Genomic DNA, 15,579 nt, shown 5'->3' with positions numbered 1-15,579 from the left:
AGGAGTGAAAAGGAGTGGCACAATGGACAATAGGAGTGACAACATGAACAACAAAAGTGGCACTACTAACAACGTGAATATTGCACTCGTCGGCTACGGATTTTCCGCTTCCGTGTTCCACGCCCCGATCATCGACGCGATCGACGATCTAACGCTAACGACAGTCGTCTCGAGTAACGCAGGCAAAGTGACGCGCGACTATCCCGATGTCGCCGTCGTCTCCGACATCGATGAGGTGCTCAAAGACGAAACGATCGACGCTGTCGTCATTACGACTCCTAACGATACGCATTACAAGTTCGCCAAACGGGCCCTCACGGCGGGCAAACACGTCGTCGTCGAAAAGCCGTTCGTCCTCCACGCGGAGGAAGCAGATGAGTTGGTGCAAATCGCCGAGGAGAGCGGACTCATCCTGAGCGTGTACCAAAACCGCCGCTGGGACAGCGACTTCTTAACGTTAAAAGCGAACATCGCCGACGGGACATTAGGCAATATCCACACGTACGAAGCTCACTTTGACCGCTTCCGTCCACACGTGCGGGATCGTTGGCGCGAACGCGATGTCCCCGGCGCGGGGCTGTTGTACGACCTCGGTTCCCATCTCATCGACCAAGCGATTCACCTGTTCGGACCGCCAAAAACAGTATCGGCCGATCTCATGTTACAACGTCCTGCTGCGCAAACAGTCGACTACTTCCACCTCGTACTCGGCTACGACGACCCGCTACGCGTCATTTTGCACGGCGGGTGCCTCGTACTACAGACAGGACCGCGCTTTGCCGTTCACGGTGACCGTGGCAGTTTCTTCAGTTACGGCCTTGACCCACAAGAAGCAGCACTTAAACAAGGTCACAAACCGGGCAGCGCCGCCTGGGCAACTGCCGCCGACGCCGCTCGCGCCATCGACGTCGCCGTCACTACCTTGCCCACAAGCGGAGGAGAGCAAGCAACAAGCGGAGGAGAACAGACAACAAGCGGAGCGAACTTGCCGACAACAACCACTAAAGTAACGCCTATTCCCGGTTCATACGCTTCCTATTACCGCGTGTTTGCAGCAGCAATTCTGCACGGGGAGGCACCTCCCGTAGCATCCGTCGACGGTCGGGAGACGATTCGCGTCATCGAAGCCGCAATGCGGAGTCATGCCGAAGGAAGGGTTGTGTCACTGAAAGCGTAAGGAAAATTTCTCCCGAACAGGCACGCGCCCACTTTATCCTCATAAGGTAACTTAAGAGGGCTTGCGACAGTAGAGAGCAAGTCCCTCCAACTTATGGAGGTGACACGTGGTGCCGGGCCTGTTTGCCTTACTTTCCTTAATGTTCCGCGAGATCGTGTTGTTCGTGTCGTACATTAAAAACAACGCCTTTCCCCAGCCACTTTCCGAAGACAAGGAGGAATATTACTTACGTAAAATAGGCGAGGGGGACAAAGTCGCGCGCAACATGTTGATCGAACACAACTTGCGCCTCGTGGCACACATCGTAAAAAAATTCGAGAATACCGGCGAAGACAGCGAAGACTTAATTTCCATTGGAACGATCGGCTTAATCAAAGCAATCGAAAGTTACCGTCCGAACAAAGGAACAAAACTCGCCACGTACGCCGCCCGGTGTATCGAGAACGAAATCTTAATGCATTTGCGGTCCCTAAAAAAGACGCGCAAAGATGTGTCACTCCACGATCCGATCGGCACTGATAAAGAGGGCAACGAAATCACGTTAATCGACGTCCTCGGGTCAGATATCGACGAAGTGATCAAGCTAGTGCAACTCAAGATCGAGAAGAGCAAAATATACCGCTTCATTCACGTGCTCGACGAACGCGAGCAAGAAGTCATTCGCGGGCGCTTCGGGCTCGATAACGGCGAAGAGCAGACGCAACGAGAAATCGCTCGCAAACTCGGTATCTCGCGTTCCTACGTTTCCCGCATCGAAAAAAGGGCACTAATGAAATTGTTTCACGAGTTTTACCGCACGAAGGAGCAGAATAAGTAGTGTAAGCTTAAAGGCTTGGTGGATGGCCCCTTTTACAGGGGCTCTTTCAGGTTCCTTTTTCGAAGAATACGCTGACAGAAGCACACCTTTTGTTATGGTATTCCTTAGATAGGAGCTACGGTGATCGGCATTCCGCACACCTTTTATACCGTTGCGTACATCGTGACGTTCTCTAAAATAGATCATAGCCGATTCCACCGGAAAAAGTTATGCAGAAGCTTAGCGCAACAGATCTACTTTTCTTTCTCTTACTATCTTCTTGGATCTCCGACCTCGACTTTAAACCACATGACTTGGCTTAAATGGGTTGGCCTTACTTCTGGTACTATTTGGTTCGTACTTACAGCGATCAAATTCTGTCTACCCGCAAAGAAGTCATGACATTAAACAACATCCCGCTTCCTCTCCCGCCGCCACAGCAGAAGCAGCGTCAGCACACTTGCGACAACGGTCGTGCAGTACGCGGTGGGAGCGACCTATTGCGGCACCGCTATGTTGATGATGTCGGTAGACCTCTAACGACCTTCCGCCTATTCTCCCTTTCACTGTATATCTCATTGCACTACTCCCCTTCAGTGACAATCAACACCGCTCAACACGTATTTATGCCTTTAATCGACAGTAAATCGAGAAGGTCCTCACGACACCAACTCGTTTGACACAATTCTGGCAGTAGAAGAAAATCTGTAAAAGATTAACCGTAGGTCACCCATGCTTCTGCTATAATAAGAAAAGCTATAGCAATATGAACGGCTAGGTTCGCAGCACTAGATGGAGCAACCGACTCGATACGGATGAAAGTCGAAAACAGAAAGGAGGACCGCCATGGACGACAAATTAGACCTGATTCTGGGTGAACTGCGACAGTTAAACGAGCGCGTTGGCAACGTTGAAGTGGACATTTCGACCATGAAAGCCGACATCGTGGCGCTCAAGGACGATACGGCCATGATCCCAGCCATTGCTCAAGCTGTTGAAGAAATTGATGACCGCACTGCTAAAATGTTGGAACAAATGGTGATGAAAGCCGATCTTGCCTACTACGATCAAATGATTGCAAAACATGACCGTGACATTTATAAACTAAAAAATGCCTAGCCACCACATAAAGAGGAAGCTGACCCTTATACAATACGTATGAGGGTCATTCTATTGTCGAGAACTTATTAATTAATTAGCCTTAATGCTGGGTTTATGGCTTAACAACGCGTTAACTCACCTCTTAATAATTTAGGATCCACACCGCCCAGCCAACTATAAAACTTATTTTTATCAAGCTCGTATCCAATTTTAAATCCAATAACCTTTGTGTCATCTAATGCGATATTAAATAGTAATCCTTTTTTATCTTTTATTTTAATAGGTAAGTAATTCCGGGTGTCAAATATCACTTTGTACAAGTCTAGGATGCCACTCATTATGTGGCTTGCAGCAATGGTTTCAAAAATATAGTATTTAATGTCCAACAATCATTCGCCTCCCTTAGCGTCCATGATGAGATTTTATATCTTCCTTTCATACCCGGTTGAGTAATGACGCGAGTTATCCTATTATGGTAATCATACAACAACAGGCACTTTTGTGCGACTTAACAATGTGCGGAGAAGGGGAATCTGAATCAAGCCTGTCAATCCCCCACTACTTTCCTGAATCATAGCAAAAAGGAGTTTTTCAACTTTGGCTAATATAATCGATTTACAAAATGTGAGTTGGCAACGCGACGACCGCTATATATTGCATGCGGTCGACTGGTCAGTGAGGCGTGGGGAGCACTGGGCGCTCATCGGTCCGAACGGCGCAGGTAAAACGGCACTCTTGAATATCGTCTCCGGATATATGTGGCCGTCACGCGGTTCGGTTGCCGTGTTAGGTAAGTCGTTTGGGCACGTCGACCTACGCGAGCTACGCCAATCGATTGGGTGGGTAAGTGCGACCTTATTTGATCGCTTCTATCGCTCACAACGACGAGAAAATGCGCTAAATGTCGTATTGAGCGGCAAACATGCGTCGATCGGCGTGTACGAAGCAGTCACCGAGGAAGATCGGCAAACCGCACTGGAGCTGTTGCAGTTGTTTGGCTGTGAACAGTTAGCCGACAAACTGTTTCACACGTGTTCCCAAGGCGAAAAACAGCGCCTCGTCCTCGCGCGGGCATTGATGAGCCGACCGCAATTGCTCATTCTTGACGAGCCTTGTACGGGCTTGGACTTAACGGCGCGCGAACAGCTGCTTGCGACTATTGAACGCCTTGCGGAACAACCTGACGGACCGACAATCGTCTACGTCACGCACCACGTCGAAGAGATTTTACCGCTCTTTACACATGCGCTACTGCTAAAAGACGGGTGCGTGTTAACGAGTGGCGAAAAAAAACAGTCGTTAACCGACTGTCAATTAAGTACATTGTTCGATATGCCGCTGGAAGTAGAATGGCAGAAAGATCGACCGTGGGTCAAACTCGTGTAATAGGGGGTTATCGAACTTGTAACTGTACGGGCTGGTCGCTCGCCGCCCCGGAGCGTCAAACCCCTATTAGGGGTTTACCGTACCATGGTGTATGTATGGCGATTAACCATTTTAAACACATAAGTGGCCCTTACACCGGCGGCACAAAAAAGAAACGTCGGACAAAAAAGGGGGGTTACCCGACCATCCCGCCCGACGTTTTCCTTGCTCCGTCTAGGCCACGTCTCGACAATTCGTGCAACCTCACCTACTGTTACTGGCAAATCATTCGATAGTACGCATCGGCAGCGCGCTCCCATTCGTCGTCGTCGGCAACGTCTTCGACGACATACCCGCCCTCCTCGTGCCGCAGGACGCGAAATAAATACGCGTCTTCACGCGGATCGCCGTGCATCTGTAGCACGGCGTACGGCTGTTCGTCGATTTCCATCTCCGCCAGTATGCGGTAACGTTCGCCTTTCGATCCACCATTTTCCAATACGAGTTCTGTACCGAACGCGTCTGTTAAACAGTGGCACACCTTATAAGGTTGCATCCTGCTCACCGTCGTCTTCTTCTTGATCACCGAGCAGCGTGTTGAACGTCTCTTCGACGACCGCCCATTCGTCCTCGTCCTCGATAAGGTAGAGGTGGAGATGGTCATCGTCGTCGGTGTACCGAAACGCGTACACCTCTGTATGCCCGTCCTCGTCAACTTCGCCGTCGGCCGGAGTGACCATCATATATTTACTGCCGTTGTCATCCCGTTCAAACGTCATGACCACTTCAAATGCTTCGTCATTACCTTCGTCGTCGGGAATATAAATGACTTCCCGCTCATCGCTAGCCCCATTTTTAGGCATGCGTATTCCTCCTTTGCGCGTCTAAAAAAGCTTGTAAAATGAGGGATGCAGCAAGCTTATCGATTACCTGTTTCCGCTTTTTGCGACTGACGTCGGCCGATAACAACGTCCTTTCCGCCGCGACGGTCGTCAACCGCTCATCCCATAAGATAACGGGCAATCCGAGCGCTTTTTCCATCTCTAGCGCAAACGACTGACACGTTTGCGCGCGCGCGCCGATCGACCCGTCCATATTTTTTGGCAGCCCGACGACGATTTGGCTCACGTCGTTAGCTTCAATAAGTTCTTGTAGACGCGCGATGTCCTGCGCACGGCTGGCACGGCGGATCACTTCCACACCTTGCGCAGTCAAACCGAGTCCGTCACTGAGCGCTACCCCGATTGTCTTCTCCCCGACGTCTAATCCGATAATACGCATGATGAACCCCTATCGTGTATATTATCCAACATTGCGCCTACTTATTTGTGGTTCTCTAAATACGACTTCACTAACTCCTCGATTATTTCGTCCCGCTCCAATTTGCGAATCATGTTACGGGCGTTTTGGTGGCGGGGAATGTAGGCCGGGTCGCCGGATAGCAAGTATCCGACGATTTGATTGATCGGGTTGTATCCTTTTTCCTCAAGTGCTGCGAAAACGCTCAACAACACTTCACGTACGTCAACTGGTTGTTCATCATCTTTAAAACTAAACTTCATCGTTTTGTCCATCGAACTCAACCTAGCCACCCCTTACCTGAAAAAGTAGTTAAAAACTCTTTCTCGCTCTCTACTTGTTTCTCCTGCCTCAGCCGTGTAATATTTGTGAACTTACGCCATACGGGCGACGAGTGCTGGCACTTCGGATAACGCCGCTTGCAATTTATCCGGTTCCTTCCCGCCAGCCTGCGCTAGATCTGGGCGGCCACCGCCACCACCGCCGCAGCGGGTCGCAACCTCTTTTACAAGTTTACCCGCGTGGTAGCCGTCCTGCACCAAATCGGGGGACACGCTGGCGACGAGTTGCACTTTATCACCGACAGTTGCACCGAGTACGACGATCCCTTGCGGTAACTGCTGTTTCAGAGCATCGACCGTATTGCGCAAGCTGTTCATGTCCGCCGCGTCGACGCGGGCGGCAAGTACAGGCACGCCGGCGACGTCTTGCACTTGGCGGACGATTTGTTGCGCTTCCGCTTGCGTCAACTTCGCCTTCAGTGACTCGTTCTCGCGTTCGACTCGTTTTAGTGTGTGTTGCAACGCCTCAATTCGTTCCGGCACTTCCGCTACTTTACTTTTGACGAGCTCGGCCGACTGCTTCAACAATTGTAACTGGTCACTCAAATAACGGTACGCGTGCTGCCCAGTCACGGCCTCGATGCGGCGTACGCCAGAGCCGATGCTGCCTTCGCTCACAATTTTAAACAAGCCGATTTCCGCCGTACGGGATACGTGTGTCCCACCGCACAATTCTAAGCTGTAGTCAGCGACTTTGACGACGCGCACGACGTTACCGTATTTTTCTCCGAAGAGCGCCGTTGCACCCATTTCTTTCGCTTCAGCGAGCGGCTTGACGAGTGTGTCGACCGGTTCGTTTAACCAAATACGCGCATTGACACGCTGTTCAATCGTGGCCAGTTGTTCGGCGCTCAAGCTTGCAAAATGCGAAAAATCGAAGCGCAAGCGGTCGGGTGCAACGAGTGAGCCCGCTTGGTTGACGTGTTCGCCGACGATTTCTTTTAACGCCTTGTGTAAAAGGTGAGTCGCGGTATGGTTTTTCACAACATCTTGGCGCATGGCCTGGTCGACCGCCGCCTCCACGGCATCTCCCACGCGAATTGTCCCTGATTCGACGAGCACGTGGTGAATGTGCTGGCCGTTTGGCCCTTTTTGCACATCTTCAACTGTTAATTGTGACTTACCGCTAGTAACCGTCCCCCGGTCAGCCACTTGACCGCCGCTCTCAGCGTAAAACGGCGTCCGATCCAGTACGAGCAAGCACCGCTCGCCGCTCGAAACGACCTCTACGCTATCATTCTCGCTAATGAGCGCTGCAACGTGCGCACTTGTCACCACTTCATTATAACCAACAAATTCGCTTTTAACCTTTAACGAACTGAGTGCGCCGCCTTGCACTTGCATGCTGTCGACGTGCTCGCGCGCCGCGCGGGCCCGTTCCCGCTGTGCTTCCATCGCCCGCTCAAACGCTTCCCGATCGACGTCGAGGGTGTGATCGGCGGCAAAGTCGACCGTTAAATCGAGTGGAAAGCCGTACGTATCGTACAGTGTAAAGGCATCCTCCCCGGACAGTTGGTTCTTTCCTTCCGCTTTCGTGCGTGCTACGATTTGCTCTAAAATGACTAATCCGTCGTGTAACGTCGCGTGGAAACGCTCCTCCTCGCCTTTAACCACTTTGGCGATAAAATCTTGTTTGTCGACAACTTCGCGGTAAAACATGCCCATCAACTCAGCGACGGTCGGCACGAGCTGGTACATGAACGCTCCCTCGATCCCGAGCGTTTTCCCGTAGCGGACGGCGCGCCGCAATAAACGGCGGATGACGTAACCACGCCCTTCGTTGCCCGGCAACACCCCGTCGCCGATGGCGAAGCAAGCCGTACGCACGTGGTCGGCAATGACGCGCATAGCGACGTCCGTATCACTGTTTTCACCGTAACGCACTCCGGCGATGGCAGCCGTCTGTTCAATGAGTGGACGGAACAAGTCCGTATCGTAGTTCGTCTCGACGTCCTGTAACACAGATGACATCCGTTCCAGCCCCATACCCGTATCGATGTTTTTCTTCGGAAGCGGCGTGTACGTGCCGTCCGGATTGTGGTTAAACTGGGAAAAGACGAGGTTCCACACTTCTAAGTAACGGTCGTTTTCCCCTCCCGGGTAGCATTCGGGGTCATCCGGATCGCATAGGTGGGCGCCCCGGTCGTAAAAAATTTCCGTGTTCGGCCCGCTCGGCCCTTCGCCAATGTCCCAAAAGTTGTCTTCCAACTTAACAATCCGCTCTGCTGGCACGCCGACCTGATCGCGCCAAATGCGGAGCGCCTCATCGTCTTCCGGATGGATCGTCACGGACAACTTGTCCGGTGCAAAGCCGATCCACTTCGGCGAGGTAAGAAATTCCCACGCCCATAAAATCGCTTCTTCTTTAAAGTAGTCGCCGATGGAAAAGTTGCCGAGCATTTCGAAAAACGTATGGTGCCGCGGTGTTTTTCCGACGTTTTCGATATCGTTCGTGCGAATCGACTTTTGCGCGTTACAAATGCGCGGGTTATCTGGCGTGACCCGCCCGTCAAAGTATTTTTTTAACGTGGCTACCCCACTGTTGATCCACAGCAATGTCGGATCGTCATACGGCACGAGCGAGGCGCTCGGCTCGACCCGGTGTCCTTTTTCTACGAAGAAATCAAGGAACTTTTGACGTATTTCGTACGATTTCATCCTATTTTTCTGCCTCCTTCGGAGCGATTCGCCGCATTGCATACAAAACAACCTTCTCCTCCCCAACGTTCGGTTAGGGACGAGAAGGTTGTTTTTCCCGCGGTACCACCCTCATTACCCTTCGCTGTATCGCCTACAACGAACGGTCACTCATCGTTTAACGGTCGGTTAACCGGCAGCGGGTTCGCGATCGTTAAAGAACGGATGCGCCCGACTGTTTGCCTGCTGTCTACGGTGCCTAACAGTTGAGCTGACGCATTTGACCGTTGTCCCAATCGCCACTGCTGCAACTCGAGAACTGGCCGTACGGTTGCCTGTCCGGGGGGCCTCTCTCAACCTCGGAAGTCCCTCTCTGTCCGGTGTGCAAGCATACTCAGGTTCTGTCACCGTCGCTCACATGTCAAGTTTGCTTGTATTATACCGTTCGCGTGTAAGGATGTCAATTTTTCCAGCGAATTATCCTTCCGTATAATAGAGCACGATGTGACTGACGATCACCTTTCCGACAGCCAACAACGGTACCGCAAAAATCATACCGACGATACCGGCTAATTCCCCGCCGACGAGTAAGGCGAGTATGATTGACAGAGGGTGTAGTTTTAGCGTGCGGCCGACAATTTGCGGTGAGACGAGATTGCCTTCGAGTATTTGCACAATGGCGTTGACGACGAGCACGAGCACGGCCAGCTGCCACGACTCGCTCAGCCCGACGACGGCCGCTGGCGCGGCTCCGATGTACGGGCCTATATACGGAATGACGTTCGTCAAGGCGACAATCGCCGCCATTAAAAATGCATAGGGCAGTCCGATCAGCAAATAGCCGACGTAAGCGAGGCCACCGACGACGACACATACGAGTATTTGACCGCGAATGTAATTCCCGAGCGCCTCGTCGATGTCGCGCAGCAATCGAAACCAATTTTTTCGGTTTTTGCGCGGCAGCAGCTGCAGCAAGTACCGCTCGACGCCCTTAAAGTCTTTTAGCATGTAAAACGCGATAAACGGAATTAATAACAACACCAGCACACGACTTAAGGCACCCGTCGCGCTCGTCATAAACAGTTCCACACTTTCGGACACGTTGTCTCCCATATTTTGCAGCGCGTCGTCTAACCCGTGTTGAATCGTCTCGGGAAGGGCGCTTTTACCGTCCAAGACGCGGTGGATCCACGATTGTAACCGATCGTTCCACGCTGGTAAATTCTCCGCCAGTTCGCGAAATTGCTGTGATAAAAGCGGAAGAATATTCATGAGAATAATGAATGTGGAGACGATAAAGGTGGCGTAAATTAACAACACTGCGACTGCCCGCGGTACCATGCGGCTGCTGAGAAGCGTCACGATCGGATGTAACACGTAAGAAATAATGACAGCAACAAAAAAAGGTAACAACACCGTTTTCAGAAATTGAAACAGTTTACCGATGAGTGGGCTAACTTGCATGAGTAAATAAAGGTTCGCGAGTACGAGCAGTGAAAGAAGCGCCATGAACAACAGTGAACGTCGTTTATTGGGTTCCATTTTCGTTCTCCCCAAGCGGTAACAGGCGCGTGCGACGAAGAGCTTGTCTGTGCAGTCGCCTGTTTGCTGTTGTTCCAAGTATATGTACAAACCGTGCCGCTTACGCATGTCGAATCACGATACCGATAAAAAAGAAGGGGGACTGCCCCCAAACACTTCAAACCGTTCGCGAAGTGTTTGGAGCAGCCCCTGGTGGTGTTGCAGAACTTATCGGTCGTTTACCGAGCCATACGGCGCATCATTTTCCTAAATGGGCGGATGTTTTGCATCGGTGGAATAATTGCCTGTGTGAGCCGCTGCAACCAATTGCGCTGCGTCATTTTCCTGCGCCGCTTGTTCATGCGCCGCATAATGACGGCAGCCGCCGTACTGATTAACGTTGTCCACAGTAACCCCCGACCGTTCATTCACTATGCCCCCTTTTCCCCCTGTATACCGAGGGAGTTACCCGCATCATCTTGAATAAACAGATCATCTAACGAACTGAGACTCCCGTCTTCTTCCACTTGATACACCGCGCCGATTTCGCCGTTGACAACGGTGAGTTCGATAAAGCAACTCCAGCAGTAATATTGATTCGTTCCGACTTTTCCCAAATCGTGTGACTTACAGTTTGGACAGCGTACCACTTGCGTTCCCTCACTTTCTGGTGGAGACCGGCTTAAGATCGGACGAAACATTCCCCGGTACGATCACTGCATCAGTCCCCCACGTGAGAGGTTCCATCGTACAGAGCGCCTTTCGCCCTTCCCTTAGATCGCTCAACAACCCGTCCGTTAATTCGTACCCTATTAACGTGCCCATTTCTTCCATAAAATAAACGTTCTCCAAAGTTCCTAACGCTCGTCCAGTCGCCGTCACGACCGGTAACCCTTTAAGCTTACGCTGCCCCGAGCAAACCCCCATCACGTCGTCACACTGTTCGAAGGACTCGCACACGTCTTCACTGTCCACTGTCACTGCGTCCAGACCGAGCGAGGCGATGCGGTCTGCGGGAATGTAGCGTCCCCGCGTAAACCACCCTTTGCTTGCCAATAGCAACCCAAACAAGTGTTGCTCGCGGTTAAACAGCAGGTCTTGGACGACACCGATTTGTTTGCCGAAACGAAGGCAATACACTGGTAACCCAATGACATCTTGGGACTTGCGCAAAAGGAACGCCTCCCTCCCGCACGTGTAGTATGCGGCGGGAGCTTGTCCCTTATGATGCACATTATTGCCACTGTCAAGACGCCTAAGTCACGTGCGCTTACGTTACGCCTGTTTTAAACGTTCACCGAGGCGGCTGTTGCGGTCGAAGCCGCTCACTTTTTTCACGCCGTCGGCGAAAGCTTGTACTTCTCCACACAACATAAGGTACGCCTTCGCCCGCGTAATCGCCGTATAGACAAGGTTTCGCTGCAGCATGCGCCGGTAGGCACTGACGATGGGCAAAATGACAATCGGGAATTCGGATCCTTGCGCTTTGTGGATCGACGTACAGTACGCCAAACTCAATTGGTTGAGCTGTGCCCGCGTGTAACCGACCTCGGTCTGGTCGAAACGGACCCATAAACAAATATCGTTACTGTCGCCGTTTTTGCCGCTACCACCACCACTGCCGCCAGGGGCACCGATGGCGATCACTTCGCCGATATCGCCGTTGTACACCGACTTCTCGGCGTTATTCGTTAGCTGCAACATTTTATCCCCGAGGCGAAAAACGTTGTCGCCCCAAGCGACCTCCTTACTCCCTTTTCGTTTCGGGTTGACGACTTCTTGCAGCGCGCGGTTTAAGCGGTCTACTCCTGCCGGACCGCGGTACATCGGCGCGAGTACTTGTACATCAAAAATCGTATAGCCGCGCTTCAGCGCTTGATGGACGAGTTCGACGACGAGCGGTGCGACCTCTTCTTTGCGGCACGTAAGAAACCGCCGATCGTCCGTCGGTGCCGTGAGCTTAGGCGGCAATTTTCCCGCCTTCACTTCGTGGGCGAGCTCAATGATGGAAGAACCTTCGTCTTGGCGGTAAATGTGGTCTAAATGGATGCACGGGACGACCCCGCTTTGGATCAGGTGACTGAACACTTGTCCCGGTCCGACGGAAGGGAGTTGGTCGGCATCGCCGACAACGATCACTTTCATCCCCTCGGGAACCGCACGCAGCAACTGGTATGCGAGCCACACGTCCATCATCGACGCCTCGTCGACAATGAGGACGCGTCCCGTCAACGGATGTTCAGCGTCGCGTTCAAAGAAGTCGCCGCGCCAGCCGAGAAGGCGGTGGATCGTCATCGCTGGCAGCCCTGTCGCTTCAGCCATCCGTTTAGCTGCCCGTCCCGTGGGAGCCACTAAACGCACAGGATACGGATCCTCCTCGCTGTCCGTCACTTGATCGAGTGAAAAACCTTCGAGGTGGGATAATAAATGGCAAATGCCGCGGATGACGGTCGTTTTCCCTGTCCCAGGACCACCCGTCAACACCATGAGCGGCTGCGCCGCCGCCGTTAGCAGTGCTTCCCGTTGCGCGTCGGCAAAGGACAGCGAAAACGCCTCTTCCAGTTCCCCGACGATGCGGAATATGTCGTCGGCAGCGTATTCTGCCTTATCTTGCAGCGCCAACAGCTGAATTTTTTTGGCGATCCCGCATTCGGAGTAATACAAACTCGGCAAATAAACAGCATCGTCATCGACGACGAGGTGGCCTTCTTCGCTCATTTCGAGCACATACGTCGTAAAAGCACTTTGCCACGCCTCATCGTCGCTGCTGCGCGCGAGCAGCTCTGCGACATCTTGCGCGAGCTGTCCTTTTGGCAAAAAGACGTGCCCGTCCGCGTGCGCTGCTTGCGTTAACACGTACACAATGGCCGCCTTTGCCCGCTCCGGTGCCTCCTCCGTGACGCCTGCGGCACGGCCAATCGCATCGGCGCGAGCGAACCCGATTCCTTCAATGTCGTAAATGAGCTGATAAGGATTCGTCCGCAGCACGTGTATCGTTTCCCGTTGATACGTCTGATAAATTTTTAACGCTAACGCGTAACCGATATGACACTCGTATAAAAACAACAGTACTTGTTCGAAATCGGCATGTTTTTGCAAGTTCTCGGTGACGATCTCCGCGCGCCTCCGCGACAACTTCGGCAGCTCGGACAACCTGTGTGGTTGCCGCATGATTTGTTGCAGCGGATTGTCCCCGAGCTGATCGACGATGTAGGTCGCCGTCTTCGGACCGATACCTGGAAAAAGGTCACTAGACAAATATTTGATCACGGACTCCCGCGACTGTGGCAATTCCTGTACCATGCGCTCAACGTAAAACTGGCGTCCGAAACGCAGGTGTGTTTGCCAGTGACCGTAAACAGTGTACGACATATTTTCTTGCGGGAGTCCCATGTAACCGACGATCGTTACTTCTTTCTCCTCAAGCGGTTCGGAGCTTTCGTCCACGCGAAATAAACAAACACCATAATTGTTTTCGCTATTATAAAAAATTCCCCTCACGATACAACCCTTGACAAATGTTTCATCAAAAAGGGATAATCGTTGTTGATGCACGAGTGAAACACCTACTTAACACTTTCTTCTTCCACTATATAGTATAAGAAAAAACGGTGTGTGACTAGTTGTTTTTTTAGGCGAGAGGAGATGAAGGGATGCACACCCCCGCACTTCATACGGACAAATACCAATTAAACATGATGTACGCGCATTGGAAAAACGGCTCCCATCGCACGCGCTGTGTGTTCGATGTATATTTTCGCGAATTGCCGTTTCACAATGGCTTCGCCGTGTTTGCCGGGTTAGAACGGGCGATCACGTACTTGTCGGAGCTTGCGTTTACCGACGAGGAAATTGCTTTTTTGCGCGGCGAAGAAGAAAAGTACGATGAGGCCTTCTTAAAAGAGCTCAAGGAGTGGCGCTTCACTGGCAATGTTTACGCGATGCCCGAAGGGACACTCGTCTTCCCAAACGAACCACTCGTGCGCGTCGAAGGTTCGATCTTCGAACTGTTACTCATCGAGACAGCGCTACTGAACATGATCAACTACCAAACCCTCATCGCTACGAAGGCGGCTCGCGTCCGCCACGTCGCTCCGGGCGACGTGTTGCTGGAATTCGGTTCGCGCCGCGCCCAAGAAGTCGACGCGGCGATCTGGGGAGCACGTGCCACGTATTTAGCGGGTTTTGACGGCACGTCCAACGTGCGTGCGGCACAATTGTTCGACATTCCGTGCAAAGGGACGCATTCCCACGCCTGGGTACAACTGTTCGACGATGAAATCGAGTCTTTTCGGACGTTCGTCGACGCACTGCCGTCGCAGACGACACTGTTAGTCGATACGTACAACACCGTAAAAAGCGGACTCCCACACGCGATCAAGATCGGCAAGGAACTCGAAAAGCAAGGGAAAGAGTTAAAAGGCATTCGTCTCGACAGCGGCGACCTCGCTTACTTGTCAAAAATCGCGCGACGTATGCTCGACGAAGCCGGTTTGACCGAGACGAAAATTTTTGCTTCCAGCGATTTGGACGAGCATACGATCCTACACTTAAAATCGCAAGGGGCGAAGATCGACTCTTGGGGCATCGGGACGAAGCTAATCACCGCCTTTGACCAGCCCGCACTCGGCGCCGTCTATAAAATGGTCGCAAAAGAAACAGCGGGAAAATGGCTTCCGACGATTAAAATTTCTTCTAACCCGGAAAAAGTGACGACGCCGGGGCGCAAAACAGTTTACCGCATTATCGACAGGGAAACGAACAAAGCGAGTGGCGATTTGATCGCTTCGGTGGAGGAAAGAGTGGACGTAAGTAAACCGTTAACCCTCTTTCACCCGGTGCATACGTACCGCAAAAAGGTCGTTAGCAGTTATGTGATCCAAGAGTTGTTGCAACCGATCTTCCTCGACGGAAAGCTCGTCTACGATCAGCCGACACTCGCCGCCATACGCAAATACCATTCCGAACAACTGTCACAGTTCTGGGAAGAGTATTTGCGCAACTTAAACCCGGCAGTATACCCGGTCGATATGAGCGAACACGTGTGGCAAACGAAACAAAACCTGCTCGTTGAAACGCGGGAAAAAGTGCGCCGCGAACAAGAGGCGCCAGAGGAGTAAAAGCGGCGGTTCGTTAGCGATGACACGAGATTTTACGTTTAAGCACTAGGCGAAAAGCAGGAACCGCATAACTTCCGCACCGTCATACAGAAAAAGCAGATTTACGATAATAATAAGCTTAGCGAGTTCCTTTATCATCTAAGGGGACTCGCCTTTTTCTTCATGCTAGCAACATTGTATGTGTCTTACGGAAATGAAAAGTAAGCATTCCTGGAGACATAG

The 15,579-nt window shown here is 51.9% G+C and carries 18 protein-coding genes; 5 read left to right on the top strand and 13 right to left on the bottom strand.

The window, feature by feature from the left end:
- Positions 1-43 precede the first annotated feature (43 nt).
- The gene (locus tag BN1247_RS03290; RefSeq protein ID WP_054949117.1) at positions 44-1,177 is read left to right on the top strand and encodes an oxidoreductase; all 1,134 of its coding nucleotides are present in this window, start codon (positions 44-46) and stop codon (positions 1,175-1,177) included.
- Positions 1,178-1,286: 109 nt separating this feature from the next.
- Complete coding sequence (gene sigK, locus BN1247_RS03285; protein ID WP_054951471.1) at positions 1,287-1,994, top strand: RNA polymerase sporulation sigma factor SigK; 708 nt, start codon at positions 1,287-1,289, stop codon at positions 1,992-1,994.
- A 375-nt stretch (positions 1,995-2,369) separates the two neighbouring features.
- On the opposite strand, the gene BN1247_RS17570 is transcribed toward sigK, so the two are convergent.
- Positions 2,370-2,552: a hypothetical protein gene (locus tag BN1247_RS17570; protein WP_147675168.1), complete on the bottom strand. Its 183-nt coding sequence runs from the start codon at positions 2,550-2,552 to the stop codon at positions 2,370-2,372.
- Between the two features lie 267 nt (positions 2,553-2,819).
- On the opposite strand from BN1247_RS17570, the gene BN1247_RS03280 reads away from it, so the two are divergent.
- Positions 2,820-3,092 carry a hypothetical protein gene (locus BN1247_RS03280; RefSeq protein ID WP_054949116.1) on the top strand — a complete coding sequence of 91 codons (273 nt, stop codon included), beginning with the start codon at positions 2,820-2,822 and terminating at the stop codon, positions 3,090-3,092.
- Positions 3,093-3,193: 101 nt separating this feature from the next.
- Here the strand turns inward: BN1247_RS03280 and BN1247_RS03275 are convergent, their stop codons facing one another.
- The gene (locus BN1247_RS03275) at positions 3,194-3,463 is read right to left on the bottom strand and encodes a hypothetical protein (protein WP_054949115.1); all 270 of its coding nucleotides are present in this window, start codon (positions 3,461-3,463) and stop codon (positions 3,194-3,196) included.
- A 208-nt stretch (positions 3,464-3,671) separates the two neighbouring features.
- On the opposite strand from BN1247_RS03275, the gene BN1247_RS03270 reads away from it, so the two are divergent.
- Positions 3,672-4,460: an ABC transporter ATP-binding protein gene (locus BN1247_RS03270; protein WP_054949114.1), complete on the top strand. Its 789-nt coding sequence runs from the start codon at positions 3,672-3,674 to the stop codon at positions 4,458-4,460.
- A 253-nt stretch (positions 4,461-4,713) separates the two neighbouring features.
- On the opposite strand, the gene BN1247_RS03265 is transcribed toward BN1247_RS03270, so the two are convergent.
- The 11 genes from BN1247_RS03265 to recD2 form a co-directional block, all read right to left on the bottom strand.
- Entirely contained in the window at positions 4,714-4,995 is a 282-nt protein-coding gene (locus BN1247_RS03265; RefSeq protein WP_082415768.1) for a DUF1292 domain-containing protein, read from the bottom strand.
- Positions 4,982-5,302, bottom strand: a complete 321-nt coding sequence (locus BN1247_RS03260; protein ID WP_054949112.1) for a DUF1292 domain-containing protein — start codon at positions 5,300-5,302, stop codon at positions 4,982-4,984. Before BN1247_RS03260 ends, BN1247_RS03265 begins: the two co-directional genes overlap by 14 nt.
- Positions 5,295-5,720 carry a Holliday junction resolvase RuvX gene (gene ruvX / locus BN1247_RS03255; protein ID WP_054949111.1) on the bottom strand — a complete coding sequence of 142 codons (426 nt, stop codon included), beginning with the start codon at positions 5,718-5,720 and terminating at the stop codon, positions 5,295-5,297. Before ruvX ends, BN1247_RS03260 begins: the two co-directional genes overlap by 8 nt.
- 41 nt (positions 5,721-5,761) lie before the next feature.
- Entirely contained in the window at positions 5,762-6,022 is a 261-nt protein-coding gene (locus BN1247_RS03250) for an IreB family regulatory phosphoprotein (protein ID WP_054949110.1), read from the bottom strand.
- Between the two features lie 90 nt (positions 6,023-6,112).
- Complete coding sequence (gene alaS / locus BN1247_RS03245; protein WP_054949109.1) at positions 6,113-8,737, bottom strand: alanine--tRNA ligase; 2,625 nt, start codon at positions 8,735-8,737, stop codon at positions 6,113-6,115.
- A 146-nt stretch (positions 8,738-8,883) separates the two neighbouring features.
- Positions 8,884-9,012: a hypothetical protein gene (locus tag BN1247_RS18330; RefSeq protein ID WP_261796018.1), complete on the bottom strand. Its 129-nt coding sequence runs from the start codon at positions 9,010-9,012 to the stop codon at positions 8,884-8,886.
- A 181-nt stretch (positions 9,013-9,193) separates the two neighbouring features.
- Entirely contained in the window at positions 9,194-10,366 is a 1,173-nt protein-coding gene (locus tag BN1247_RS03240) for an AI-2E family transporter (protein WP_231633108.1), read from the bottom strand.
- Positions 10,367-10,476: 110 nt separating this feature from the next.
- Positions 10,477-10,665 carry a hypothetical protein gene (locus BN1247_RS03235; protein WP_054949107.1) on the bottom strand — a complete coding sequence of 63 codons (189 nt, stop codon included), beginning with the start codon at positions 10,663-10,665 and terminating at the stop codon, positions 10,477-10,479.
- Positions 10,666-10,668: 3 nt separating this feature from the next.
- On the bottom strand, positions 10,669-10,887 hold the full coding sequence (locus tag BN1247_RS03230) for a hypothetical protein (RefSeq protein WP_054949106.1): 219 nt from the start codon (positions 10,885-10,887) through the stop codon (positions 10,669-10,671).
- Between the two features lie 10 nt (positions 10,888-10,897).
- Complete coding sequence (locus BN1247_RS03225) at positions 10,898-11,410, bottom strand: PRC-barrel domain-containing protein (protein WP_054949105.1); 513 nt, start codon at positions 11,408-11,410, stop codon at positions 10,898-10,900.
- Between the two features lie 102 nt (positions 11,411-11,512).
- Positions 11,513-13,792 (bottom strand): SF1B family DNA helicase RecD2, encoded by a 2,280-nt coding sequence (gene recD2, locus BN1247_RS03220; RefSeq protein WP_054949104.1) that lies wholly within the window; start codon positions 13,790-13,792, stop codon positions 11,513-11,515.
- A gap of 98 nt (positions 13,793-13,890) precedes the next feature.
- On the opposite strand from recD2, the gene BN1247_RS03215 reads away from it, so the two are divergent.
- Positions 13,891-15,357 carry a nicotinate phosphoribosyltransferase gene (locus tag BN1247_RS03215; protein WP_054949103.1) on the top strand — a complete coding sequence of 489 codons (1,467 nt, stop codon included), beginning with the start codon at positions 13,891-13,893 and terminating at the stop codon, positions 15,355-15,357.
- The last annotated feature ends 222 nt before the right edge of the window (positions 15,358-15,579 follow it).

The sequence above is a fragment of the Numidum massiliense genome, from assembly GCF_001375555.1.
Taxonomy (GTDB): domain Bacteria; phylum Bacillota; class Bacilli; order Thermoactinomycetales; family Novibacillaceae; genus Numidum; species Numidum massiliense.
This window is presented reverse-complemented; position numbering and strand designations above follow the sequence as displayed.

Coding starts and splice junctions, on each gene's coding strand:
- BN1247_RS03290 (WP_054949117.1), top strand. CDS start 44: ATGAACAACAAAAGTGGCACTACTAACAACGTGAATATTGCACTCGTC.
- BN1247_RS17570 (WP_147675168.1), bottom strand. CDS start 2,552: ATGAGATATACAGTGAAAGGGAGAATAGGCGGAAGGTCGTTAGAGGTC.
- BN1247_RS03280 (WP_054949116.1), top strand. CDS start 2,820: ATGGACGACAAATTAGACCTGATTCTGGGTGAACTGCGACAGTTAAAC.
- BN1247_RS03265 (WP_082415768.1), bottom strand. CDS start 4,995: ATGCAACCTTATAAGGTGTGCCACTGTTTAACAGACGCGTTCGGTACA.
- BN1247_RS03260 (WP_054949112.1), bottom strand. CDS start 5,302: ATGCCTAAAAATGGGGCTAGCGATGAGCGGGAAGTCATTTATATTCCC.
- ruvX (WP_054949111.1), bottom strand. CDS start 5,720: ATGCGTATTATCGGATTAGACGTCGGGGAGAAGACAATCGGGGTAGCG.
- alaS (WP_054949109.1), bottom strand. CDS start 8,737: ATGAAATCGTACGAAATACGTCAAAAGTTCCTTGATTTCTTCGTAGAA.
- BN1247_RS03240 (WP_231633108.1), bottom strand. CDS start 10,366: ATGCGTAAGCGGCACGGTTTGTACATATACTTGGAACAACAGCAAACA.
- BN1247_RS03235 (WP_054949107.1), bottom strand. CDS start 10,665: ATGAACGGTCGGGGGTTACTGTGGACAACGTTAATCAGTACGGCGGCT.
- BN1247_RS03215 (WP_054949103.1), top strand. CDS start 13,891: ATGCACACCCCCGCACTTCATACGGACAAATACCAATTAAACATGATG.